At 66.0% G+C, this 24510-nt stretch carries 17 protein-coding genes and 1 rRNA gene; 5 read left to right on the top strand and 13 right to left on the bottom strand.

Translation table 11 applies throughout. The features are described 5' to 3' along the window. Positions 1–16: 16 nt before the first annotated feature. The 4 genes from ABIA70_RS09445 to ABIA70_RS09430 all read right to left on the bottom strand — a co-directional run bounded on the left by ABIA70_RS09445 (position 17) and on the right by ABIA70_RS09430 (position 6401). Positions 17–1539: ribosomal RNA gene (locus tag ABIA70_RS09445) — 16S ribosomal RNA — on the bottom strand. Positions 1540–2040: 501 nt separating this feature from the next. After that, entirely contained in the window at positions 2041–3354 is a 1314-nt protein-coding gene (tyrS, locus tag ABIA70_RS09440; RefSeq protein WP_354147316.1) for a tyrosine--tRNA ligase, read from the bottom strand. Between the two features lie 76 nt (positions 3355–3430). Then, positions 3431–5659, bottom strand: coding sequence for a HelD family protein (locus tag ABIA70_RS09435; RefSeq protein WP_354147315.1), 2229 nt, complete (start codon positions 5657–5659; stop codon positions 3431–3433). Between the two features lie 52 nt (positions 5660–5711). Beyond that, positions 5712–6401, bottom strand: a complete 690-nt coding sequence (locus tag ABIA70_RS09430) for a DNA-3-methyladenine glycosylase (protein ID WP_354147314.1) — start codon at positions 6399–6401, stop codon at positions 5712–5714. An 80-nt stretch (positions 6402–6481) separates the two neighbouring features. Between ABIA70_RS09430 and ABIA70_RS09425 the strand changes: the two genes are divergently transcribed. Further along, positions 6482–8011 carry an AlkA N-terminal domain-containing protein gene (locus ABIA70_RS09425; protein WP_354147313.1) on the top strand — a complete coding sequence of 510 codons (1530 nt, stop codon included), beginning with the start codon at positions 6482–6484 and terminating at the stop codon, positions 8009–8011. Beyond that, positions 8008–8508 carry a methylated-DNA--[protein]-cysteine S-methyltransferase gene (locus ABIA70_RS09420; protein ID WP_354147312.1) on the top strand — a complete coding sequence of 167 codons (501 nt, stop codon included), beginning with the start codon at positions 8008–8010 and terminating at the stop codon, positions 8506–8508. Before ABIA70_RS09425 ends, ABIA70_RS09420 begins: the two co-directional genes overlap by 4 nt. On the opposite strand, the gene ABIA70_RS09415 is transcribed toward ABIA70_RS09420, so the two are convergent. From ABIA70_RS09415 to argC, 9 genes are all read right to left on the bottom strand, one after another. Continuing rightward, positions 8505–9041, bottom strand: a complete 537-nt coding sequence (locus tag ABIA70_RS09415; RefSeq protein WP_354147311.1) for a pyridoxine/pyridoxamine 5'-phosphate oxidase — start codon at positions 9039–9041, stop codon at positions 8505–8507. The two genes, ABIA70_RS09420 and ABIA70_RS09415, sit on opposite strands and share 4 nt — an antisense overlap. Positions 9042–9195: 154 nt before the next feature. Next, positions 9196–10623, bottom strand: a complete 1428-nt coding sequence (argH, locus tag ABIA70_RS09410) for an argininosuccinate lyase (protein ID WP_354147310.1) — start codon at positions 10621–10623, stop codon at positions 9196–9198. A gap of 4 nt (positions 10624–10627) precedes the next feature. Further along, positions 10628–11833 (bottom strand): argininosuccinate synthase, encoded by a 1206-nt coding sequence (locus ABIA70_RS09405; protein ID WP_354147309.1) that lies wholly within the window; start codon positions 11831–11833, stop codon positions 10628–10630. Between the two features lie 99 nt (positions 11834–11932). Further along, on the bottom strand, positions 11933–12469 hold the full coding sequence (locus ABIA70_RS09400; RefSeq protein WP_354147308.1) for an arginine repressor: 537 nt from the start codon (positions 12467–12469) through the stop codon (positions 11933–11935). Then, complete coding sequence (argF, locus tag ABIA70_RS09395) at positions 12466–13500, bottom strand: ornithine carbamoyltransferase (RefSeq protein WP_354147307.1); 1035 nt, start codon at positions 13498–13500, stop codon at positions 12466–12468. Before argF ends, ABIA70_RS09400 begins: the two co-directional genes overlap by 4 nt. Continuing rightward, positions 13497–14780, bottom strand: a complete 1284-nt coding sequence (locus ABIA70_RS09390; protein ID WP_354147306.1) for an acetylornithine transaminase — start codon at positions 14778–14780, stop codon at positions 13497–13499. The genes argF and ABIA70_RS09390 overlap by 4 nt, the downstream gene beginning before the upstream one ends. After that, positions 14777–15736, bottom strand: a complete 960-nt coding sequence (gene argB / locus ABIA70_RS09385; protein WP_354147305.1) for an acetylglutamate kinase — start codon at positions 15734–15736, stop codon at positions 14777–14779. The genes ABIA70_RS09390 and argB overlap by 4 nt, the downstream gene beginning before the upstream one ends. Positions 15737–15777: 41 nt before the next feature. Then, positions 15778–16944 carry a bifunctional glutamate N-acetyltransferase/amino-acid acetyltransferase ArgJ gene (argJ, locus tag ABIA70_RS09380; RefSeq protein WP_354147304.1) on the bottom strand — a complete coding sequence of 389 codons (1167 nt, stop codon included), beginning with the start codon at positions 16942–16944 and terminating at the stop codon, positions 15778–15780. Then, on the bottom strand, positions 16941–17972 hold the full coding sequence (gene argC, locus ABIA70_RS09375) for an N-acetyl-gamma-glutamyl-phosphate reductase (RefSeq protein ID WP_354147303.1): 1032 nt from the start codon (positions 17970–17972) through the stop codon (positions 16941–16943). The genes argJ and argC overlap by 4 nt, the downstream gene beginning before the upstream one ends. Before the next feature lie 172 nt (positions 17973–18144). Here argC and ABIA70_RS09370 point away from each other — a divergent pair, with 172 nt between their 5' ends. The 3 genes from ABIA70_RS09370 (at position 18145) to ABIA70_RS09360 (ending at position 24494) form a co-directional block, all read left to right on the top strand. Continuing rightward, positions 18145–19236 carry a fatty acid desaturase family protein gene (locus ABIA70_RS09370; protein ID WP_354147302.1) on the top strand — a complete coding sequence of 364 codons (1092 nt, stop codon included), beginning with the start codon at positions 18145–18147 and terminating at the stop codon, positions 19234–19236. A gap of 211 nt (positions 19237–19447) precedes the next feature. Then, positions 19448–20413, top strand: coding sequence for a quinone oxidoreductase family protein (locus tag ABIA70_RS09365; protein WP_354147301.1), 966 nt, complete (start codon positions 19448–19450; stop codon positions 20411–20413). Between the two features lie 184 nt (positions 20414–20597). After that, on the top strand, positions 20598–24494 hold the full coding sequence (locus ABIA70_RS09360) for a Pls/PosA family non-ribosomal peptide synthetase (RefSeq protein WP_354147354.1): 3897 nt from the start codon (positions 20598–20600) through the stop codon (positions 24492–24494). Positions 24495–24510: the final 16 nt, after the last annotated feature.

The following is a 24510-nucleotide window of genomic DNA, read 5'->3' as shown; positions in this document are numbered from 1 at the left end:
TGTAGGTGCTCCTTAGAAAGGAGGTGATCCAGCCGCACCTTCCGGTACGGCTACCTTGTTACGACTTAGTCCCAATCGCCAGTCCCACCTTCGACAGCTCCCTCCCACAAGGGGTTAGGCCACCGGCTTCGGGTGTTACCAACTTTCGTGACTTGACGGGCGGTGTGTACAAGGCCCGGGAACGTATTCACCGCAGCGTTGCTGATCTGCGATTACTAGCGACTCCGACTTCATGGGGTCGAGTTGCAGACCCCAATCCGAACTGAGACCGGCTTTTTGGGATTAGCTCCACCTCACAGTATCGCAACCCTTTGTACCGGCCATTGTAGCATGCGTGAAGCCCAAGACATAAGGGGCATGATGATTTGACGTCGTCCCCACCTTCCTCCGAGTTGACCCCGGCAGTCTCCTATGAGTCCCCGCCATAACGCGCTGGCAACATAGAACGAGGGTTGCGCTCGTTGCGGGACTTAACCCAACATCTCACGACACGAGCTGACGACAACCATGCACCACCTGTGAACCGACCGCAAGCGGGGCACCTGTTTCCAGGTATTTCCAGTCCATGTCAAGCCTTGGTAAGGTTCTTCGCGTTGCATCGAATTAATCCGCATGCTCCGCCGCTTGTGCGGGCCCCCGTCAATTCCTTTGAGTTTTAGCCTTGCGGCCGTACTCCCCAGGCGGGGCACTTAATGCGTTAGCTACGGCGCGGAAAACGTGGAATGTCCCCCACACCTAGTGCCCAACGTTTACGGCATGGACTACCAGGGTATCTAATCCTGTTCGCTCCCCATGCTTTCGCTCCTCAGCGTCAGTTAATGCCCAGAGACCTGCCTTCGCCATCGGTGTTCCTCCTGATATCTGCGCATTTCACCGCTACACCAGGAATTCCAGTCTCCCCTACATCACTCTAGTCTGCCCGTACCCACCGCAGATCCGGAGTTGAGCCCCGGACTTTCACGGCAGACGCGACAAACCGCCTACGAGCTCTTTACGCCCAATAATTCCGGATAACGCTTGCGCCCTACGTATTACCGCGGCTGCTGGCACGTAGTTAGCCGGCGCTTCTTCTGCAGGTACCGTCACTTTCGCTTCTTCCCTACTGAAAGAGGTTTACAACCCGAAGGCCGTCATCCCTCACGCGGCGTCGCTGCATCAGGCTTGCGCCCATTGTGCAATATTCCCCACTGCTGCCTCCCGTAGGAGTCTGGGCCGTGTCTCAGTCCCAGTGTGGCCGGTCACCCTCTCAGGCCGGCTACCCGTCGTCGCCTTGGTGAGCCATTACCTCACCAACAAGCTGATAGGCCGCGAGTCCATCCAAAACCACAAAAAGCTTTCCACCCCCCACCATGCGATGAGGAGTCATATCCGGTATTAGACCCAGTTTCCCAGGCTTATCCCAGAGTTAAGGGCAGGTTACTCACGTGTTACTCACCCGTTCGCCACTAATCCCCCAGCAAGCTGGGATCATCGTTCGACTTGCATGTGTTAAGCACGCCGCCAGCGTTCATCCTGAGCCAGGATCAAACTCTCCGTTGAAGTAAAACAAAAACGAACACAACCACCAGCCCCGGGAAAACGGGACAAAATGATCGCAAAATTTGAAACCAGCTGTAAAAACCAGACCACAATCCACGGGATGGACAGGCCTGGCCAAAACAACCAATCAATAAAACAATTGGTATCAACAAACTTGGCACACTATTGAGTTCTCAAACAACAGACACATTCGAATATTCCCGAAACAGTTCATTTCCATGAATTCTTATTTCGTATTTCTTCGCTGCGATGTTTCTAGCTTATTTCATCCTTATTCACTTTGCAAATCCGGGTTATTTTCCCGATATTCACCTGGTGGAATGAATCCGCCCAGACAAAAGTGAAGCTTTTCATCATTTACGTGCTGTGCACATGAAGAATTGCTTCTCTTGTAAAGGGGGTTTGTCGCCACTCAGCGGCGGCGACTCAGAAAACATTACACGCTCCCCCGCGGCCGTGCAAATCGGCTGCGGAGGAGCGTGCAATGAGGGAAAGAAAGGGTTACGGAACCAGCACTTCCACCGTGGCGAGGTTCTTCTTGCCGCGGCGCAGGAGCAGGTACTGGCCGTGCAGCAGCTCGGATTCGGAAATGACGGCCTCCGGATCTGAAACCTTCTCGTTGTTCACGTAGGCACCGCCTTCGCCGACTGTCCTGCGGGCCGCGGACTTGCTCTCGGAAAGGCCGGACGCCACCAGCAGGTCAACAATGCCCAGGCCGTCCACAAGGACACGGGCAGACGGAAGCTCAGAAGTGGCCGCTTCAAGGGTGGCCCGGTCAAGCGCGGAAAGGTCCCCGTTTCCGAAGAGCGCAGCGGAGGCGGCGATGACCTTCTCCGTGGCCTCCACCCCATGCACCAGCGAGGTAACTTCGTACGCCAGCTTCCGCTGGCCTTCGCGTGCAAACGGGCGCTCCGCCACAGAGGTTCCCAGGGCTTCGATCTCCGCCCTGCTCAGGAAGGTGAAAACCTTGAGCCGGTCCACCACATCCGCATCAGCGGTGTTGAGCCAGAACTGGTAGAAGGCATAAGGGCTGCACATGCCGGCGTCGAGCCAGATGGCGTTGCCTTCGCTCTTGCCGAACTTGGTGCCGTCGGAGTTGGTGATCAGCGGCGTACCCAGGGCGTGGACACTCTTGCCCTCCACCTTGCGGATCAGTTCCGTACCGCTGGTGAGGTTGCCCCACTGGTCCGAGCCCCCGGTCTGCAGCACGCAGCCGTAGTCACGGAACAGCTGGAGGTAGTCCATGCCCTGCAGGATCTGGTAGCTGAACTCGGTGTAGCTGATGCCCTCATCGGAACTCAGCCTGGACGCAACAGCATCCTTGCGGAGCATGGTGCCGACGCGGTAGTGCTTTCCGATCTCACGCAGGAAATCAATGGCACTCAGGGGTGCGGTCCAGTCGAGGTTGTTGACCATACGGGCCGCGGTGGGGCCCTCGAAGCTGAGGAAGCGGCGGACCTGCGCCTGCAGGTAACCCACCCATTCATTGACGGTGTCCTTGGTGTTCAGGGTTCGTTCCGCCGTCGGCCGCGGATCACCGATCAGCCCTGTGGAGCCGCCCACCAGGCCCAGCGGCTTGTGGCCTGCCAGCTGGAGCCGGCGCATGAGCAGGAGCTGGACCAGGTTTCCCAGGTGCAGGCTGGGCGCCGTGGGATCGAACCCGCAGTAATAGGTGATCGGCTCGCCGGCGAGGAGCTTTTCCAGTTCCTCTTCATCAGTGGAAACGTGGACAAGGCCGCGCCACTTCAGTTCCTGCCACACATTGGCGAAGGAGGGGTCGTTCTGCTGGGATTCGAGATCGTTGAGTTCTGGCACGACTCTAAGTTAGCAGGATTGGCAACGCCCGGCGCCGAAACATACGGCGCCGGGCGTCCACAGCAGGACAGCAGGCTTAGTGTTCGATGCCGGCCGGAATCCCGGCGGCGGCGATCAGCCGGAGCCGCTGGGTTGGCCTGGTCATCGCTACATACAGGTCTCCCACCCGGCCGTGCTCGTGGTTGAGCATCATGGACGGCTCCAGGACCACTACCCCATCGAACTCCAGGCCCTTGGCCTCGCGCGGGCTGATGACCACGATGTCCTGCTCGTAGCTGCCGGCACCGCTGCCGATGCGGCGGCCGTACACGGCACGAAGTGCTGCGGTTGCTTCCGGAAGGAGGTCGCCGTCGGCAATAACCGCCAGCAGGCCGCCGTCGAGCGCTTCCAGTTCTTCGGGGAGCACCTCCACGAGGCGGCTTACCACCTGACCGGCATCAACCTTGTCAATGAAGGGCGACCAGCGGCCCTCCCTGACGGCCTTCGGCACGGACACCACCAGGCCGGCGGCGTTGGCCATCCGGGCGGCTGCTTCGGCAATCTGGGTGGGCGTGCGGTAGTTGACCGTCAGTTCCTCCAGGTGCCAGCGGTCACCGAACATCGGTGCCAGGGCTGCCTGCCAGGAGTTGGCTCCGGCCACCGAACTCGTCTGGGCAATGTCCCCCACAATCGTGAAGGACTTCAGTGGGCAGCGGCGGACCAGCAGTCGCCACTGCATCGGCGAGAGCTCCTGTGCCTCATCCACCACGATGTGGCCGAAAGCCCACGTCCTGTCGGAAGTGGCACGTTCGGCAGCGGTCTGCCGCGTCTCGCGCTCCTGGTTCTGGTCCGCCAGTTCCTCGGCGGTGATGAGGACATCGACCCCCATGTCCCCCATGTTCACCAGCGTCTGCTTGGCGTTGGCGAGGTCACGGGCGCGGTCATGCTCCTGCTGGGCGAGTCCGCGTCCGGCAGCCGGGTCGAGCTCGCCCAGCAGCTCCGCAGCTTCATCCAGCAGCGGAACGTCCGCCTCAGTCCAGGGCGCATCGGCCGGGCGCAGGAGCAGGGCCTGCTCCGCCAGGGTGAGGTGCGGCGTGCAGGCAGCCAGCACCGCGGGCTTGCTCAGGAGCTCGCTGATCAGCTTTTCCGGAGTCATCGGCATCCAGCAGAGATTCAGCGTGATCCTGACGTCCCGCGCGGACCGGACGTCTTCAGCCAGGTAGGAGCGGTCGGCGTTGTTGCCCAGGCTCCCGGCCTCCACGAGCTCGGTCAGCTGTTCGGTCAGCTCGCGCAGCAGGATCTTGACGAACGTCAGGCGTGCCTCGTTGTGGGGTTTGCCTGTGGACCGTGCACGCTCACGCGCCCGGCGGACCTGGCGCGGGGTCAGCACCAGCTTGCGGCCGTCAACTTCAAGGATGCGGTCCTCGGCAGGGATCCGCTGGCGGTTCGCCACCGCGTTGGCCACAACATCGGCCATGTCCAGGCGCCCCTTGATGGCCGCGACGTCCGCCTCGGGTTCGGCAACCGCATTGATTCCCGGCATGAGGCGTCCCACGCTGGCCATGACCACGCCGGTTTCACCCAGTGAGGGAAGGACTCGTTCGATGTACTTCATGAACGACGACGACGGGCCCACCAGGAGCACACCGGCAGTCTTCAGCCGTTCCCGGTGGGTGTAGAGCAGATAGGCGGCGCGGTGCAGCGCAACGGCTGTCTTGCCGGTGCCGGGGCCGCCCTGGACCACCAAAGCGCCGGACATGGGCGACCGGATGATGCGGTCCTGTTCCGACTGGATGGTGCCAACGATGTCCGACATCCGGCCGGTGCGCTTGGAATCGAGCGCGGCCAGCAGGGCGCCTTCGCCCTGGAGGGACGCGTTGTCCGCAAGCATGTCCGCGTCCAGGACGTCGTCCTCGATGGCCTTGACTTCACGTCCCTGCAGAATCAGGTGCCGGCGGCGGCGGACGCCCTGCCGGTCGAAAGCGGTGGCCTGGTAGAAGTGCCCGGCCTCGGGCGCGCGCCAGTCAACCATGAGCCGCTGCAGGTCATCCGTGGTCAGGCCGATGCGCCCGATGTACTGGGCCTCACCGGAATCCAGGTCAAGGCGCCCGAAAACGAGCCGGTCATCCACAGCATCGAGCTGCGCGAGCCGGTCCTCGTAGAGGGCTGCGAAAGCATCCCGCTCGGAAACATTCTGCATGGTGCCAACGGCACCGGCCCGCCGGACCTGCGCCAACTGCTTGCGCTTTTCCGCGCGGAGCTCTTCCAGCCGCGCATACAGGCCGGCAACATAGTCCCGTTCGTGGGCCAAATCGGCGTCGAGCATTAAACGTTCCCCTATCGCAAAAGACAGACCGTCCATTCTACAACCATTTCGGTTAACGCGATTGAAACGTGGCCGGGCGGTCCTTGGCGGGGCGGAGCTTGGCCGCCTTATAGCGGGACACCGTGGGGTCCCCCGTCAGCCAGAACCGCCACGGGTAGGCGTCGGAGCCGCCGTGACCCGATACGCCCACCCGGGGTCCGTAACTGACTTCCCCGGCGGGGACCGGGGGCAGCCGCAGTTCGAACGGCTCGGTGAGTACGTCCCGGCCGCTGTCGGCCGTGGTCAGGGCCAGGGTGGTGGCCAGCCGGGCCGGGCCGCTCGCCAGGTCGAGTGCGGATTTCGACGTCGGCCGCCTCACACCGGCCAGGTGCTGCCCTTCCACCACTTCGCCGGCGCGCAGGAGGACAGCCGACGCCGAGCCTTCCGGTCCGCAGACGATGTTGGCGCAGTAGTGCATTCCGTAAGTGAAGTACACGTACAGGTATCCCGCCGGGCCGAACATCGGCTCGTTGCGCGGTGTCGGGCCCCGGAAGGTGTGTGAGCCCGGGTCAGGGTGCAGCGAGTCGCCCGGCCCCATGTACGCTTCCACCTCGGTGATCCGCACGGCGACGGTTCCCTCATGGCTGTTGTGGCTCAGCACGGCTCCCAGCAGCTGCGGTGCAACCCGGCGAGCGTCGCCCGAGAGCAGGGCCCGGAGTCCATCACGGGGTTCGTCGGGGTCGTTGGGCCTGCGGACGGTCATGCTTCGACTCTACCCAAACTCCTACGGCGATGTCCGATTTCCGCTAGCAGGGGGTGTCTGCTGCTGGCAGGATAGAGGGCATGGACTTCTGGCAGCGCTACCGTGCGATCGACGCACGGGACACCCGTTTCGACGGGCAGTTCTACACCGCGGTCCGGACCACCGGCATTTACTGCCGCCCGTCCTGCCCGGCGCGGACGCCGAAAGCCGCCAATGTCACGTTCTACGAAACGTCCGCCGCAGCGCACGACGCCGGCTACCGGGCGTGCAAACGCTGCCTCCCCGAGGCGGTTCCCGGCACTCCCGCGTGGAACATCCGGCAGGACCTGGCGGGACGGGCCATGCGCCTGATCAATGACGGCGTGATCAACCGCGACGGCGTTGAGGGCCTGGCCGCCCGGCTGGGCTACTCCGCCCGGCAGCTGAACCGGATCCTGAGCCACGAGCTCGGCGCCGGCCCCCTGTCCCTGGCCCGGGCCAGCCGCGCCCAGACCGCGCGCACGCTGCTGGTTTCCACGTCCATGAAGCTGGCGGACATCGCCTTCGCCTCAGGCTTCAGCAGCGTCCGGCAGTTCAACGAAACCATGGTGGAGGTCTTCGCCATGACCCCCACGGCGCTGCGCTCCACCGCCAGGCACCACCCGGCAACTGCCGCCGCGGCCTCACTGACGCTCACCCTCCCCTACCGTGAACCGTTCGATCCCGGCGTCTTTTCCTTCCTGGCTGTCAGGGCCATTCCTGGGATCGAGGCGGGGACGCCGACGTCGTACGCCCGCACGCTGCGGCTCCCCCACGGTGACGCGCGCTTCAGTGTGGAGTACGACGACGGCGCCACCGGGCGCCCGTTGACCCTCACCGTCGGCGCGGTGGACCTGCGGGACCTGCCTGCGCTGCTGAGCAGGGTGCGCCGGCTCTTTGACCTGGACGCCGATCCCGTGGCGATCGACGACGCTTTGGCAGCCGATCCGCGCCTTGCCGCCTCAGTCGCGGAGGTCCCGGGCATGCGGCTCCCCGGTGCGGTGGACCCCCAGGAGCTCCTCGTACGGGCCATGATCGGGCAGCAGGTCACCGTCGCGGCGGCCCGCACGGCACTGACACAGCTCTCGGCAGCGGGCAGTGCTTGCGCAGCCCCGGGCGATGGACTGGAACGGCTTTTCCCCACCGCGGAAGAGATCGCGGCAGCAGGCTACAAGCTGCTGCGGGGCCCTCAGCGCCGGATTGATGCCGCGCGCGCGGCCGCGTGCGCCATGGCATCCGGCGTGCTGGATTTCGGCTACGGCGATGACCTGCAGGGCCTGACCGCCAAGCTGCTTCCCCTTGCCGGAGTTGGTCCGTGGACGGTGGGCTACGTGGCAATGCGCGTCCTGGGAGCGCCGGACGTGTTCCTGGCCAATGATGCGGCGGTGCGGAACGGAATCCGGGCCCTCGCCGCGCGGGCCGGGCTGGACACGGCGGCGGTCAACCCTGACGCAGACCCGGAGTTCCACGAAGTGAGCCCCTGGCGGTCCTATGCCACGATGCACCTGTGGCGGGCTGCCGCAGGACCAAAAACCTCCACCGGCTCGAACACCAGACTTGCGAGCAACGTTCCAGAGAAAGCGATGCCATGAAAGCCCAGCTTCTGCAGATGACCACCCCGGATGGCCCGTTCACCATCCTTGCCCAGGACGGCGTGGTGCTGGCCTCCGGCTGGACGGCCGAACCTGGCGAGCTGACCGGGCAGATCCACCCGAAGCTGCGGCCCGCCGATGTTGAGGCCGTGACGGACCTTGGGCCAATTTCCCGTGCCGTGGAGGCGTTCTACGCCGGGGACCCAGGCCCGGCGATGGCCGTGCCCGTGCAGCAGAAGTCCGGACCGTTCCGAGCCCATGCCTGGGACGTCCTGCGGACAGTCCGTCCCGGGGCTCCGGTGACCTACACGGAATACGCCGAACTGTCCGGAAATCCCAGAGCCGTGAGGGCTGCCGCCAGTGCCTGCGCCTTTAATGCTGCAGCCTTGTTCGTTCCGTGCCACCGGGTGATCCGGACAGACGGTTCCCTGGGCGGCTTCCGGTGGGGCCTCGCCATTAAGGAAAGCCTGCTGGCCCGTGAGGCCCGGACACCTTAGCTAAGGAGATTTCCGCCCGGACCGTAGCGGTGCCGGATGTGGCGGCGGTCATGCCTGGCCTGCCAGAATTCGACCTCGGCAGGTTGCAGGGCATAAAGCTGCCACTGGGCGTTGGTGCTGCCGTCCGCCCCGGGCCGGGCATCCCAGTCCGCCGCTGAGGCTTCTGCGGAGAGCTCCACCACCGTTCCGGCCACGCGGACCTGGCGGCCCTGCTCCGGCCAGAAAAAATTCAGTGCGGCCTTGGGGTTGAGCGAGAGTTCCTTGCCCTTGCGCGAGGTGCGGGCCGTGGCGAAGTGCCAGCCGTCGTCGTCGAGGTCCTTCAGAATGAGCATTCTGGACGATGGCTGGGCGGCGCTGTCCGCGGTGGCCAGGCTGCAGGCATGCGGCTGCAGCACACCGGCAGCGAGCGCTTCCTCCAGCCACTGCCTGAACAGCGCTGCCGGGTCCGCCGGCGCCGTACCAGGGTCGAAGTGCGGCAGGTCGGGCGGGAAGTCCGGCAGGGCCCGGAGTTTGTCGCGGAAGGATTCGCTCATTCCCCCACCCTAAGCTCCGCAGCGCGGCGGGATGTCCGCTGCGAACCCACAACGCTCTCCCACTTGATGCATCAAAACCGGCAACGCTCTCGCACTTTCTTGAAGAAAGTGCGAGAGCGATGGCCCAAAACGTGCATCAAGTGAGAGAGCGTTGCTAGCGCGCGTACTCCCGCACGCCGGCGAGCTCGGCTTCCAGTGCAACCAGCTGGCGTTCGACGGCGGCCGGTGCGGTGCCGCCCTGGGAATTGCGGCTGTTGAGCGAGCCCTCCGTTGACAGGACTGTCCGGACTTCCGGGGTCAGGTGCTCCGAGATGGCAGCGTATTCCTCATCCGTCAGGTCCCACAGCTCGACGTCGCGGCTTTCGGCCTGCTTGACGGCTGCTCCGGAGAGCTCGTGGGCCTCGCGGAACGGAACCCCCTGCCGGACCAGCCATTCGGCGATGTCCGTGGCCAGCGCGAAGCCCTGCGGTGCCAGGGACTCCATCCGCTCGGTGTTGAACTTCAACGTGGCGATCATGCCCGAGACAGCCGGAAGCAGCAGCTCCAGGGTGTCGGCGGCATCGAAGACCGGCTCCTTGTCCTCCTGCAGATCGCGGTTGTACGCGAGCGGCAGGCCCTTCAAAGTAGCCAGCAGCCCGGTCAGGTTGCCGATCAGGCGCCCGGCCTTGCCGCGTGCCAGCTCAGCTACGTCCGGGTTCTTCTTCTGCGGCATGATCGAGGAACCGGTGGAATAGGAATCGTGCAGGGTCACAAAGGAGAACTCCTTCGTGGCCCACAGGATGACCTCTTCCGACACCCGCGAGAGGTCAACACCGATCATGGCCGTCACCCAGGCAAACTCGGCAAAGACATCGCGGGACGCGGTGCCGTCGATCGAGTTGTGCGTTGCTGAGAAGAAACCCAGATCTGCTGCCACAGCCTCCGGGTCCAGGCCCAGGGAGGAGCCGGCGAGGGCGCCTGAACCATAGGGCGAAACCCCGGCCCGCTTGTCCCAGTCGGCCAGGCGCTGCACGTCGCGCAGCAGAGCCCAGGCGTGGGCGAGCAGGTGGTGGCTGAGAAGGACCGGCTGGGCATGCTGCAGGTGGGTCCGGCCGGGCATGGCAACACCGTGGTGCGCCTTGGCCTGGTCCACGAGTGCCTCGATCGTGGCAAGCACGCCGCGGGCGATGATCCGGGCGTGGTCGCGCAGGAACATCCGTCCCAGCGTTGCCACCTGGTCGTTGCGTGAGCGGCCGGCGCGGAGCTTGCCGCCCAACTGGGTCCCGGCACGCTCGATCAGTCCGCGTTCCAGCGAGCCGTGCACATCCTCGTCGGATTCCGCCGGCAGGTAGGCGCCGGACGCAACGTCCCCGTCCAACTCCTTCAGCGCTGCCAGCATGCCGTCGAGCTCGGCGTCGTCCAGCAGGCCGGCCTTGTGCAGCACGCGGGCGTGCGCCATGGAGCCGGCGATGTCGTAGCGGGCCAGCCGCCAGTCAAAGTGCGTGGACTTGCTCAGTGCCGCGAGGGCATCTGCGGGGCCGCCGGCAAAGCGGCCGCCCCACAGTGCGCCCGTGTTTGTAGCCTCGGACTTTTGCTCAGCCACGGGGCTACTGGCCTGCGACGCGGATATCGCGGCCGGAGGCAACCTTGGCGGACATGCCCCACAGCTCGATGAAGCCGCGCGCCATGGACTGGTCGAAGGTGTCACCGGTGTCGTAGGTGGCGAGGTCGAAGTCGTAGAGCGAGGTCTCGGAGCGGCGTCCGTTGACCACTGCCTGGCCGCCGTGCAGGGTCATCCGGATGTCACCGGAGACGTACTTCTGGGTGTCATCGATGAAGGCGTCCAGGGAGCGCTTGAGCGGTGAGAACCACTGGCCGTCGTAAACCAGTTCGGACCAGCGCTGGCCCACGGTGGCCTTGAAGCGGGCCTGCTCGCGCTCCACCGTGATGTCCTCGAGGTGCTTGTGCGCCGTGATCAGTGCCATGGCGCCGGGGGCCTCGTAGATTTCGCGGGACTTGATGCCCACGAGGCGGTCCTCGACGACGTCGATCCGGCCAACGCCCTGGGCGCCGGCACGGCGGTTCAGTTCCTTGATGGCCTGCAGCGGGGTGACCCGGACGCCGTCGATCGCTACCGGAATGCCGGCTTCGAAGGAGATGATGACCTCGTCCGGTGCCGGCGGGAACTCCGGAGCGGCGGTGTAGTCGTAGATGTCCTTGGTAGGGCCGTTCCAGATGTCTTCGAGGTAGCCGGTTTCGACGGCGCGGCCCCAGACGTTCTGGTCGATCGAGTACGGGTTCTTCTTGGTGGTCTCGATCGGCAGTCCCTTTTCCTCGGCGAAGGCGATGGCCTTGTCGCGGGTCAGGGCGAGGTCGCGGACCGGGGCGATGCACTTCAGGTCCGGGCCGAGGGTCTGGATGCCCACCTCGAAGCGGACCTGGTCGTTGCCCTTGCCGGTGCAGCCGTGGGCAACCGTGGTGGCGCCGAATTCACGGGCGGCCTTGACCAGGTGCTTGACGATGACCGGGCGGGAGATGGCGGAGACCAGGGGATAGTGGCCCTGGTAGAGGGCGTTGGCCTTCAGCGCGGGCATGCAGTACTCGTTGGCAAACTCATCGGATGCGTCGGCCACGTAGGCTTCAACGGCGCCGCAGCCCAGGGCACGCTGGCGGATGGTTTCCAGCGATTCGCCGCCCTGTCCGACGTCGACAGCCACGGCGATGACCTCGGCGCCGGTGGCTTCACCGATCCAGCCGATGGCTACGGAAGTATCGAGGCCACCGGAGTAGGCCAGAACAATACGCTCAGTCACGAAAATGCTCCTCTTATTGGGGGTTGGGATTCTTGTCCGGGAAATTCTTCTAGGGAAAGCCTGTCACAACGCAGGCGCATCCGGGGCAGCGGGGGGCTATTACTGGCTCCCGCCGGCTTCCTCTGCAAGCTGCAGGAACCTGGCGGCGAGGTCCTGGCCGCCGGCGGGATCGCGGGAGACCAGGAGGACGGTGTCGTCACCGGCGATGGTCCCCAGGATGGAAGGCATCACCGAGTGGTCGATGGCGAGCGCCAAGAAGTTGGCGGCGCCGGGCGGCGTCCGGAGCACGGCGATGTTGGCCGAGGCCTCGGCCGTGACCAGCAGTTCGCTGCACAGCCTGGCGAGCCTCGCATCGAGGATTTCCTGGCTGACACCGCTTTTGGCAGCGCGTTCGCCGCCCTCGCCGGGGACGGCGTAGACCAGGACGCCTTCCTTGCCGCGGACCCGGACGGCGCCGAGTTCCACGAGGTCACGGGAGAGGGTTGCCTGGGTGACCTGGACGCCGTCGTCCGCCAGCAAAGCGGCAAGCTCCGCCTGGGAGCGCACCGATTCACCCGTCAGGATGGCGGTGATGCGCGCCTGGCGGGCCGTTTTGGTGGCCGGGCTGGAGCCCGGCGCTGCCGGCGGGACGGTCACGGGTTGCCGGCCTCCGGCGCCAGCCCATCAGTTGGCGCCAGCCCATCCAACGGCGTCAGGCCATCGACGACGGCAAGGCCGGAGCGGTGCATCAGCCACGCCATCAGGGCCTTCTGGGCGTGCAGCCGGTTCTCGGCCTCGTCCCACACGATCGACTGCGGACCGTCGATGACACCCGCCGAAATCTCGTAGCCGCGGTATGCGGGCAGGCAGTGAAGTACGACGGCGTCGTCCGCCGCGTGTGCCATGGCGGCCTCATCGACGGCGTACTCCCGGAACAGCTGCATCCGTGCGGCCTTCTGGGCTTCCTGGCCCATGGACACCCAGGTGTCTGTTGCCACGACGTCGGTGTCCTTCAGGGCGGCGGCGGCGTCGGTGGTGATCAGCACGGACCCGCCGGTCCGTGCGGCACGTTCCTCGGCGGCGGCAACGATCTCCGCCGCCGGCAGGTAGCCTTCCGGCCCGGCGATGCGGACATGCATCCCCGCGGTAACGCCGGCCAGCAGGTAGGAATTTGCCATGTTGTTGGCGGCATCGCCGAGATAGCTCATGGTGAGGCCTTTGAGCTCGCCCTTATGCTCCTTGATCGCCAGCAGATCGGCCAGCAGCTGGCAGGGGTGGTAGTCGTCGCACAGCGCATTGATAACCGGCACCCTGGAGTTTTCGGCCATTGCCACCAGGCCTGCGTGGGCGCCGGTGCGCCACACAATCGTGGAGACCATGCGCTCGAGGACCTTGGCAGTGTCCTCCACGGATTCCTTGTGGCCGATCTGCGCTTCGCCCGGGTTGATGATCAGGGCGTTGCCGCCCATGTCCGCAATGCCGGTGGCGAAGGACACCCGGGTACGGGTGGAGGTCTTGTCGAAGATGACAGCGACGGTTTTGCGGCCGTTTCCCTCGGCGGCAAACGGCTGGACACTGTAGGGCGCGGCCTTCATGCGGACGGCCAGGTCAAGGACCTCGGCCTGCTCAGCCGGGCTGAGGTCTGTGTCCTTCAGGAAGTGCCGGGTGGTGCTGCGTACAGGGGTCACTGCGCGTCCTTAGCTGTCTTGAGGAGTGCCGGGAGGGCGGCGAGGAACGTCGCCGCCTGGTCGGTGGTGAGGATCAGAGGCGGGGCCAGCCGGATTGTGCGCGGGCCGGGGCTGTTGACGATGAATCCGGCGTCGAGGCCGGCGGTGACCACTGCGGGCGCGACGTCGGCGTCCAGGTCGAAGCCGATCAGGAGTCCTTCGCCCCGGACCTCGGTGACGCCGTCGACGGCGGCGAGCCCGGTACGGAGGTAGTTCCCCACTGTCGCAACGTTCTCCAGTACGCGCTGGCTTTCGATCGCATGCAGCGTCGCCAGGGCGGCCGCAGTCGCCACCGGGTTCCCGCCGAACGTACTGCCGTGCTGGCCGGCGCCCAGGAGGGTCGATACCGGCTCGCCGAAAGTGACCAGCGCGCCGATGGGGAAGCCGCCGCCGAGGCCCTTGGCCAGCGTGACGGCGTCCGGAACGATCCCGGCGTCCTCACTGGCGAGCCACTTGCCGGTCCGGCCGATGCCGGTCTGGACCTCATCCAGGATCAGCAGGGCACCGGCATTTGTGGTCGCTTCGCGGGCTGCCTTCAAATACCCGGCAGGCAGCGGGCGGACTCCGGCTTCGCCCTGGATCGGTTCCAGGAACACAGCGGCAACTGTCTCGTCGATGGCTGCTTCCAGGGCGGCAACATCCCCGAAGGGGATGTGGACCACACCGCCGGGCAGCGGTTCGAAGGGAGCACGGTAGGCCTCTTTGGCGGTCAGGGCAAGGGCGCCCATGGTGCGGCCGTGGAAGGCACCTTCCAACGCGATGATCTTCGTGCGGGGTGCGCCGTCCGGACCGGTTGCGTTGCGCCGGGCCAGCTTGAAGGCGGCCTCCACAGCCTCTGTTCCAGAGTTGGCGAAGAACACCTTGGAGCCTGCCGGTGCGTGTACCAGTGCCAGCAGCTTTTCGGCCAGGGCCACCTGGGTGGGGCTGGTGAAGAAGTTGGAGACGTGCCCCAGGGTGGCCAGCTGGCTGGAGATCACTGAGGTGACAAACGGGTGGGCATGGCCCAGGGCGTTGACGGCGATCCCGCCGAGCAGGTCCAGGTATTCCTTGCCGTCGGCGTCCCAGACCAGGCAGCCGGCGCCGCGGACCAGGACACGCTGCGGAGTGCAGAAAACACCCATGAGCGATGCGGAATAGCGGGACAGCCACTGCGCGCCGGTGGTTTGACCGACGAGCGCGGTTGCGGCGGACTCCGCAGCGGTGCGGCCTTCGGCGGAATGGCTCAGTTCTGCGTGGGTCATGATGCAACCGTTTCGTCGTCGGGGACCACCTGCGTGCCGATGCCGGCGGTGGTGAAGGTTTCCAGGAGCATCGAGTGGGGCAGTCTGCCGTCCACGATGTGCGCGCGTTCCACGCCGCCGTCGACGGCTTTGAGGCAGGCTTCCATCTTGGGGATCATGCCTGATTCGAGGCTCGGGAGCAGCCCGCGCAACTCCGTGGCCGTCAGCGAGGAGATCAGGGATGACCGGTCCGGCCAGTTGGCGTAGAGGCCCTCGACGTCGGTGAGGATCACCAGCTTGGATGCCCCCAGCGCCTCCGCGAGTGCAGCCGCAGCCGTATCCGCATTGACGTTGAGGACCTGCCCGGTGGTTTGCACTGCACCTGCTGCTGTCTCGGTGCCGTCACTCTCTATTTCCGGGGCAACCGTGGAGATGACCGGGATGCGGCCGGCAGCCAGGATGTCCAGGATGCCCTCGGGGTTCACGCCCACGACTTCGCCCACCAGGCCCAGGTCCACTTCCTCGCCGTCAATGACGGTGCCGGTCCGGATGGCGCGGAGGAGGCCGCCGTCTTCACCGGACATTCCCACTGCGTAGGGGCCGTGGGAATTGATCAGGCCCACCAGTTCCCGGCCCACCTGGCCGGTGAGGACCATGCGGACCACGTCCATGGCTTCGGGCGTGGTCACGCGGAGCCCGCCCTTGAACTCCGACTCGATGCCCAGCCGGGCCAGCATGGAGTTGATCTGCGGGCCGCCGCCGTGGACCACTACAGGGTGAATGCCCACGTGGTGCAGGAACACCACGTCTTCGGCGAACGCCCGGCGCAGTTCCTCGTTGACCATGGCGTTGCCGCCGTACTTGATCACCATGGTGGTGCCGGCGAAGCGCTGGATCCACGGCAGCGCCTCGATCAGCGTGCCGGCCTTGCTTTGGGCATCACTCGTGGACGTGGTTTCACGGGGCTGGGTGTTCATGCTGGCAGTATCTCCAGGGTGCTGTTGGGTGAGGCCGGGGATCAGCTCGAGTAGGCGCTGTTCTCGTGCACGTAGTCGTGGGTGAGGTCGTTGGTCCAGATGGTGGCTTCGGAGTCACCGGACTGCAGGTCGATCTCCACCAGCACCTCGCGTGGCTCCAGGTTCACCAGGTTGCGGTCATCCCCGATGCTGCCGTTGCGGCAGATCTGGATGCCGTTCATCGAAACGTTGAGCTGGTCCGGCTCGAAGGCAGCATCGGTGGTCCCTACCGCTGAGAGGACGCGGCCCCAGTTGGGGTCCTTGCCGAAGATTGCGGCTTTGAAGAGGTTGGACCGGGCAACAGAGCGGCTGACTGTTTCGGCGTCCCGCTCGCTTGCAGCGTTGAAGGTGCGGATGGCGATGTCGTGGCTGGCGCCCTCGGCGTCGCCGATCAGTTTGCGCGCGAGCTCGGCACACACCTGGGTCAGCCCGGCGCCAAAGGCCTCGGCGGACGGGACCGCCCCGGAAGCACCGGACGCGAGCAGCACCACGGTGTCGTTCGTGGACATGCAGCCGTCCGAATCAGCCCGGTCGAAGGTGACGCGAGTGGCGTCGCGGAGGACGACGTCGAGCAACTCCGGTTCGACCCCGGCGTCGGTGGTGATGACCACCAGCATGGTGGCGAGCCCCGGGGCCAGCATCCCGGCGCCCTTGGCGATGCCGCCGATGCTGAACTCCTGCCCGTCGGCGTCAGTGCCGATGAACAGGGCGGCCTTGGGCACGGAGTCGGTGGTCATGATGGCATTGGCTGCGTCCGCGCCGCCGTCAGCGCTGAGCGCGGCCGATGCGGCCTCGACGCCCGGCAGGACCTTGTCCATGGGCAGCTGCTCGCCGATCAGGCCGGTGGAGCAGACAAAAACGTCCGTCGCGGAGATGCCCAGCACCTCGGCAACTTTCTCCGCAGTGCTGTGGGTGTTCTGGAACCCCTGGGGACCGGTGCAGGCATTGGCGCCACCGGAGTTGAGGATCACTGCGTCCACGCGGCCGTCCGAGACCACCTGGCGGGACCAGTGGACGGGCGCCGCGGCAACCCGGTTGCTGGTGAATACGGCGGCGGCGGCCTTGGACGGCCCATCGTTGACGATCAGGGCGAGGTCCGGCTTGCCGGATGTCTTCAGGCCGGCTGTGACGCCGGCGGCCCGGAATCCCTGGGGGGCGGTAACGGTCACGGGGCAACTCCCTGCAGGTTGAGGCCGGCGGTCTCCGCCAGGCCAAGCGCGATGTTCATGGACTGGACGGCTCCGCCGGCAGTTCCCTTGGTGAGGTTATCGATGACGCACGTGACAATCACGCGGCCGGTGTGTTCGTCGAAGGCCAGCTGCATGGCAGCGTGGTTGGAGCCCTGGACGGCCTTGGTGGCCGGCCACTGGCCTTCGGGCAGCAGGTGCACAAACGGTTCATCGTCGTAGGCGTCAGCCCACGCCTGGCGGAGGTCAACAGCAGTGGTGCCCGGCCTGACCTTGGCGGTGGCGGTGGTGAGGATGCCGCGGCTCATCGGAGCGAGCGTGGGGGTGAAGGATACGGTGACGCTTTCGCCGGCCGCGTTGGAGAGTCCCTGCTCGATTTCCGGGGTGTGCCGGTGGCCGCCGCCCACACCGTACGGGCTCATGGAGCCCATCACCTCGGCACCGATGAGGTTCACTTTGGCGGCCTTACCGGCACCGGAGGTGCCTGAGGCAGAGACGATGACGACGTCGTCGGGCTGGAGAAGTCCCGCGGCGAACCCGGGCGTCAGTGCCAGCAGGGCCGACGTCGGGTAGCAGCCGGGAACCGCGATGCGGGTGGCACCCTTCAACGCCTCACGCTGGCCCGGGAGCTCCGGAAGGCCGTACGGCCAGGTTCCGGCATGGGCGGAGCCGTAGAACTTTTCCCACGCGGCGGCATCTTCGAGCCGGTGGTCGGCGCCGGCGTCGATCACCACCGTGCCTTCGGGGAGCTGCGCGGCGATCTCGGCCGAAGCCCCGTGCGGCAGCGCCAGGAACACCACATCGTGGCCGGACAGGTTCTCCACCGTGGTGTCCTCCAGGATGCGGCTGGCCAGTCCGTGCAGGTGGGGCTGCAGCTCGCCGAGGCGGGAGCCGGCATTGCTGTGCGCGGTGATCGCGCCGATGGTGACGTCGGGGTGCCCTGCCAGGAGGCGGAGCACCTCTCCCCCGGCGTATCCGCTGGCTCCGGAGACTGCAACAGAAATAGTCATGCCAAAATCCTACAGCAAAAGTATTCATTACGCCCGATATTTATGCAGGCTGGGATCACCGGCCCACCCCGTCGACTGGACACGCAGGCGTATGCTGAATTGAGGGTATTCCCATCGTTCAGACCGATTGTCGGCTGCAGCGCTGCCCGCAACAGTCACGAGGCCCCGTTCAATGACCACCACCCTCCCTTCTTCAGAGCGGCCTCAGTCGCGTGTACGGCAGCCTAACGCTGTAGTCCTCAGCTATTCGGAACTGCTGAAAAGCGTCAAAGCGGCAGGCCTGCTGGAGCGGCGCACAGGTTTCTACATCACACTCTTTGCCAGCCTTGTGCTCCTGATGACCGCCGCCTGGTTCGGCTTCGCCCTGATCGGCGACAGCTGGTTCCAGCTCCTGATTGCCGCAGCAGTCGGCATTATCTGTACCCAGCTGAGCTTCCTGGCCCACGAGGCCGGGCACCGCCAGATCTTCGCGTCCCGGCGCGCCAACGACTGGACTGCGCGGATCCTTGCCACCTCGGTGGCCGGCATGAGCTATTCATGGTGGGAGCAGAAGCACGGCGCACACCACAACCACCCCAACGTCATCTCCAAGGACCCGGATATTGACACCGGGGCCATCGCCTTCCACCGCGAAGGCGCAGCCACCCGGCAGGGCAAGCTGTCCTTCCTCACCCGCAAGCAGGGCTGGTTCTTCTTCCCGCTGCTGTTCCTGGTGGGCCTTGGGCTGCAGATCGATTCCGTGAAGTTCGTCTTCGGCCGGGCCAAGGTAACCCACCGCTGGGTGGAACTGCCTATCCTGCTCGTCCGGCTCAGCGCCCTCCCCGTCCTGGCCTTCACGTTCCTGCCGCTGGGAATGGCTTTCGCCTTCATCGGCGTCCAGCTGGCGGTCTTCGGGTTCTACATGGGAGCTTCCTTTGCCCCCAACCACAAGGGCATGCCGGTCCTGCCGGCTGACAGCCGGGTGGACTTCTTCAGCCGCCAGGTCCTCACCTCCCGGAACATTTCCGGTGGCCGCTTCATGGACATCCTGCTCGGCGGCCTGAACCGCCAGGCCGAACACCACCTCTTCCCGGACATGGCACGGCCCCAGCTGGACAAGGCCGCCAAGATCGTCCGCGAGTATTGCCGGAAGCACCAGGTTCCCTACACGGAAACCACGCTGCTCCAGTCCTACGGCATCATCGTCCGCTACCTCAACGACGTCGGCCTTTCCGCCGGACGCCACTTCGAATGCCCCATGGCAACGGTGACCCGCCGCTACTAAACCCAACGCGGGGTCACTTCCGGCCCCCCGGCGAGCTTTTATTGGGCAGGGAGTGACCCCGGGTTGCTGCGCCTGCGGGCTGCAAACACCCCGTCCGTGCACAAACGAAGCGGCGGCCGGATACCGGCCGCCGCTTCTTCGTTCGCCCGGGTGTCCCTAGGATGGTTTGAGGATCCGGGGGAAGGAAATCCCAGCCCCGGGAAGGAGACACATGACGCACGCGATTGTTGCCCGCGGGCCCGGCGGACCCGAAGTACTCGAACTGGCGGAGACTGAAGTCCCCGTCCCGGGTCCCGGCCAGCTGCTCATCAAGGTCGCTGCTGCCGGCGTCAACTTCATCGAGACATACCAGCGCGGCGGCATGTACCAGGTTCCGTTTCCCTTCACCCCCGGTTCGGAGGCCGCCGGCACGGTGGTGGAGGTGGGCGAAGGCGTAGAAAACTTCACCGTCGGAAGCAGGGTTGCCACGGCCGAGGGCAGCAAATGCTACGCCGGCCACACAGTGATCGATGCAGCCAAGGCCCTCCCGGTACCGGACGGCGTCGACGACCTCACGGCGGCCGCACTGCCCCTCCAGGGCATGACCGCGCACTACCTGATCAACTCCTCCTTCAGGGTGGAACCGGGACACACCGTCCTGACGCACGCCGGCGCAGGCGGCGTCGGCCTGTTGCTGACGCAACTGCTGAAGGAGCGCGGCGCCCGGGTCATCACCACAGTCTCTTCGGATGCGAAGGAGGAACTGGCCCGCGACGCCGGGGCCGACCACGTGCTGCGCTACGAGCGCTTTCCCCACCATGTCCGCGAGCTCACCGGCGGGAAGGGCGTGGACGCGGTGTACGACGGGGTGGGCCGCAACACCTTTGACGGTTCCCTGTCCTGCCTGCGCACAAGAGGGACCCTCGTCCTCTTCGGGGCAGCCTCGGGAGCAGTTCCCCCCGTGGATCCGCAGCGCCTTAATGCAGGCGGATCACTGACGCTGACCCGCCCGTCGCTGGCCCACTTCCTGCTCAATGAGCAGGAGCGCCGCTGGCGTTCCAGTGAGGTCTTCGCTGCCGCGGCGAAGGGACATCTCAAGGTACGGATCGGTGCCACGTACCCCCTCGCTGACGCCAGGCGGGCCCACGAGGACCTTGAGGGCCGGCGGACCACCGGCAAGGTTCTGCTCGTACCCTAGCCGGGAGCTCACGAGTTGAACATAAGATGAACCTTAAACCAATTTCAGACACCTTCCGTTCACCTTACTCAGGCAGAATTCGACGGTGAGTGAGCACCTGTCAAACGTCGTCGCATCCCCGCGGGAAGCCCTGTACCGCCCCCAGCTGGCCGGTTCACCCCTGGCACCGCAAGAGCGGACGCTGATGGCCATTCTTGAGGACACCGCCGCCCGCTTCCCTGAAGCTTCAGCCCTCGATGACGGCCGGCGGTCCCTCAGCTACGCCGAGCTGCTGGCCGCGGTCCAGGCCAAGGGGCACGAACTGCAGGCCGCCGGTCTTGGGGCCGGGGACAGAATCGGCGTGAGGATTCCTTCCGGAACCGCCGGGCTCTATATCTCCATCCTTGCCATCCTCAACATCGGCGCCGCCTACGTGCCCGTGGATGCTGACGATCCTGAGGAACGGGCACGGCTCGTCTTCGGCGAGGCGCGTGTGGCAGCGGTTCTGACAGCTGCGGACATCTCTGTTCCCGGCCAGCCTCCCGGGGCTGACCGCCGAGGCGCCAGTTCGGCCGAGTCCCGTTCGGCCGAGTCCCGTTCGGCCGAGCGCCGTTCTGCCCGGCCGGGCGATGACGCCTGGGTGATATTTACGTCCGGATCCACCGGCACGCCCAAGGGCGTCGCCGTTCAGCACCGTTCCGCAGCGGCCTTCGTGGACGCCGAAGCCAGGATCTTCCTCCAGGAAGAACCCCTCGGGCCGCAGGACCGGGTCCTCGCCGGGCTTTCAGTGGCCTTTGACGCCTCCTGCGAGGAGATGTGGCTGGCATGGCGTCATGGGGCCTGCCTGGTGCCCGCCCCACGGGCCCTGGTCAGGACGGGAACGGACCTCGGTCCCTGGCTCATCAGCAACGGCATCACCGCCGTGTCCACAGTCCCCACCCTCGCGGCCCTCTGGCCGGCCGAGTCCCTGGAGAGCGTCCGCCTGCTGATTTTCGGCGGCGAAGCCTGCCCGCCGGAACTGGCCGAGCGGCTGGCCGTTCCCGGGCGCGAGGTCTGGAATACCTACGGCCCCACGGAGGCCACGGTGGTGGCCTGCGCCGCGCCCCTGGGTGGCGCCGGTCCGGTGCGCATCGGGCTGCCGCTGGACGGGTGGGACCTTGCAGTGGTGGACACTGCCGGGCTGCCCGTTGGTGAAGGCGAAATCGGCGAACTGATCATTGCCGGCGTCGGGCTGGCCCGCTACCTCGACGCTGACAAGGACCGGGAGAAGTACGCGCCGATGCCCTCTTTCGGCTGGGAGCGCGCCTACCGGTCCGGCGACCTTGTGCGGTACGAGCCTGCGGGCCTGATCTTCATGGGACGCGCCGACGAACAGGTCAAACTCGGTGGCCGCAGGATCGAACTTGGCGAAATTGACGCCGCCCTGCAGGCCCTTCCCCACGTCGCAGGAGCGGCGGCGGCCGTCCGGACCACTGCAGCCGGAAACCAGATCCTCGTGGGCTACCTGGCGGCAGCCGACGCGGCCCTGGACCTGGTGGCCGCCCGAGAACTCCTCACGGCCAGCCTGCCCGCCCCGCTTATTCCGCTGCTGACCGTTGTCGACTCGCTGCCCACCAAAACCAGCGGCAAGGTTGACCGCCATGCACTGCCCTGGCCACTGGCGGGGGCAGGCGCCGCGGAAGCTGACGCGGCGCCGCTGAACCTGCCGGAGGACGCAGCATGGGTTGCGGAGCAATGGGCTGCCGTCCTTGGGAGCCAGGTAACCAGCCTTGACGCCGATTTCTTCGCCTACGGCGGCGGATCGCTGTCGGCTGCGCAACTGGTGTCGGCACTCAGGGTGCGCTACCCGACCATAACGGTGGCCGACATCTATGCGACGCCGAGGATCGGGGCGCTGATTGACACGGCGCGCCTCTCCCTTCCGGAGGGCCTGGCCCAGGGTCCCGTTCCGGTCCGGACTGTCCGCCCTCCCGCACTGAAGTCGCAGATCTTCCAGACCCTGATGGGTATTCCCCTGCATATTCTGGTGGGCATGCGCTGGCTGACCTACCTGATGGTGGCGAACAACCTGCTGTCCGCTTTGGCCGGCTTCAGCGCTGCCCCCACCTTGTCCTGGTGGTGGGTGGGCGCATCATGGCTGGTATTTGTCTCGCCCATCGGCCGGATGCTGATTTCGGTGGCCGCTGCCCGGATCCTGCTCCGCAAGGTCGGGCCGGGAACGTACCCGCGTTCCGGGCGGGTCCATCTGAGCCTCTGGCTGACGGAGCAGATCCAGGACCTGGCAGGCACCATCAGCCTGGCCAGCGCACCGTGGGTGCCGTACTACGCCCGTGCCCTGGGCGCCAAAATAGGCAACAACGTCCAACTGCACTCAATGCCGCCGGTCACCGGGCTGCTTTCCCTCGGCAGCGGCTGCAACATCGAACCCGAGGTGGACCTCTCCGGCTGGTGGATCGACGGGGACGTGGTCCACATTGGCGCAGTCCACATCGGCGCAGGAGCCAGCGTCGGTGCACGCAGCACGTTGATGCCGGGCGCCTCGATCGGGGCGGGAGCCCACGTCGAACCAGGCTCCGCCGTCCTCGGGAAAGTGAAGGCCGGCCATCAGGTTGCCGGTTCCCCGGCCGAACGTCGAGGCAAGGCAAAGCACCCGCGGCCGGACGCGCCGGCGGAGCATCCGCTGATGGGGCGCCTGTGGTTCGTGGGCTTCGCGCTTGCCTCGGCAGCGCTGGCGCTCATCCCCTATCTGTCCGCCGCTGCCGCGGCGATGGTGATCTTCAGCTTCATCCGGGGCCGCGATTCGCTGTCCTCGGCTGTGCCGCAGGTCCTGCTTGCCCTCCCGCCGGCGGCCCTCACCTGGTTCCTCGTCAATCTGGTGCTCGTCCTGGTCACCACCCGGCTGCTGGGAATCGGACTGGCCGAGGGTTACTACCGGGTGCGCAGCAGGATCGGCTGGCAGGTCTGGGCCACCGAGAGGGTGCTGGACCTGGCCCGCGACCTGCTGTTCCCGGTCTATGCGAGCCTCTTCACGCCTGTCTGGCTTCGCCTCCTCGGCGCCAAGGTGGGCAAGAACGTGGAAGCCTCCACCGTGCTGCTGATTCCCAAAATGACCACGGTGGGTGAGGGCGCCTTCCTGGCGGACGACACCATGGTGGCGTCCTACGAGCTCGACGGCGGGTGGCTGCGGATCGCGCCCGCGAAGATCGGCAAGCGGTCATTCCTGGGCAACTCCGGGATGACCGCGGCCGGCCGGAACGTCCCCAAGAACTCCCTCGTGGCAGTGCTGTCGGCGACGCCGGCCAAAGCCAAGTCGGGGACATCATGGCTCGGCAGCCCGCCGGTGCGGCTTCGGCGCACGGCCATCGCCTCGGACGACACCCGCACGTACCAGCCGCCGCTGCGGCTCAAATTCGCCCGCAGCCTCTGGGAACTGGGCCGCTTTATCCCCGTAGTGGTGACGGTATCGGTCGCCGCCGGCGTCATGCTGGCCCTGGACTGGCTGGCCGGCGCGTACAACTACTGGATTGCAGCAGCGCTGGGCGGCATAGTGATGCTGGTCGCCGGAGCAGCCGCTGCCGGCAGCGCCGTCGTCGCCAAATGGGTCCTCGTGGGACGGATCCGCGCCGGCGAGCACCCGCTGTGGAGCTCATTCATCTGGCGCAACGAAGTGGTGGATACCTTTATCGAGATGGTCAGCGCCTATTGGTTTGCACGGGCGGCAACGGGAACGCCGGCCCTGGTCTGGTGGCTCCGGGCGCTCGGGGCACGGATCGGCCGGGGCACCTGGTGCGAAAGCTACTGGCTCCCCGAAGCTGACCTCGTCACCCTCGGACGCAACTCCACGGTCAACCGCGGCTGCGTGGTCCAAACCCATCTCTTCCACGACAGGGTGATGAGTCTGGACACTGTTACCCTCGAAGAGGGAGCCACGATGGGACCCCACGGCGTGATCCTTCCGCAGGCAAGCATCGGAAGCGGTGGAACTGTCGGGCCCGCGTCGCTGGTCATGAGGGGCGAATCTGTTCCTGCCTCCACTTATTGGATGGGCAACCCGGTGAGCCCCTGGGCCGGTCCCGCATCCGCGGCCGCGAAGCTGAAGTAGCGCCGGAGTACAAGTG

The sequence above is a fragment of the Arthrobacter sp. 754 genome, assembly GCF_040548695.1.
Lineage (GTDB): Bacteria > Actinomycetota > Actinomycetes > Actinomycetales > Micrococcaceae > Arthrobacter.
The sequence above is the reverse complement of the archived record's forward strand: the minus strand, read 5'-3'. Positions and strand labels throughout refer to the sequence as shown.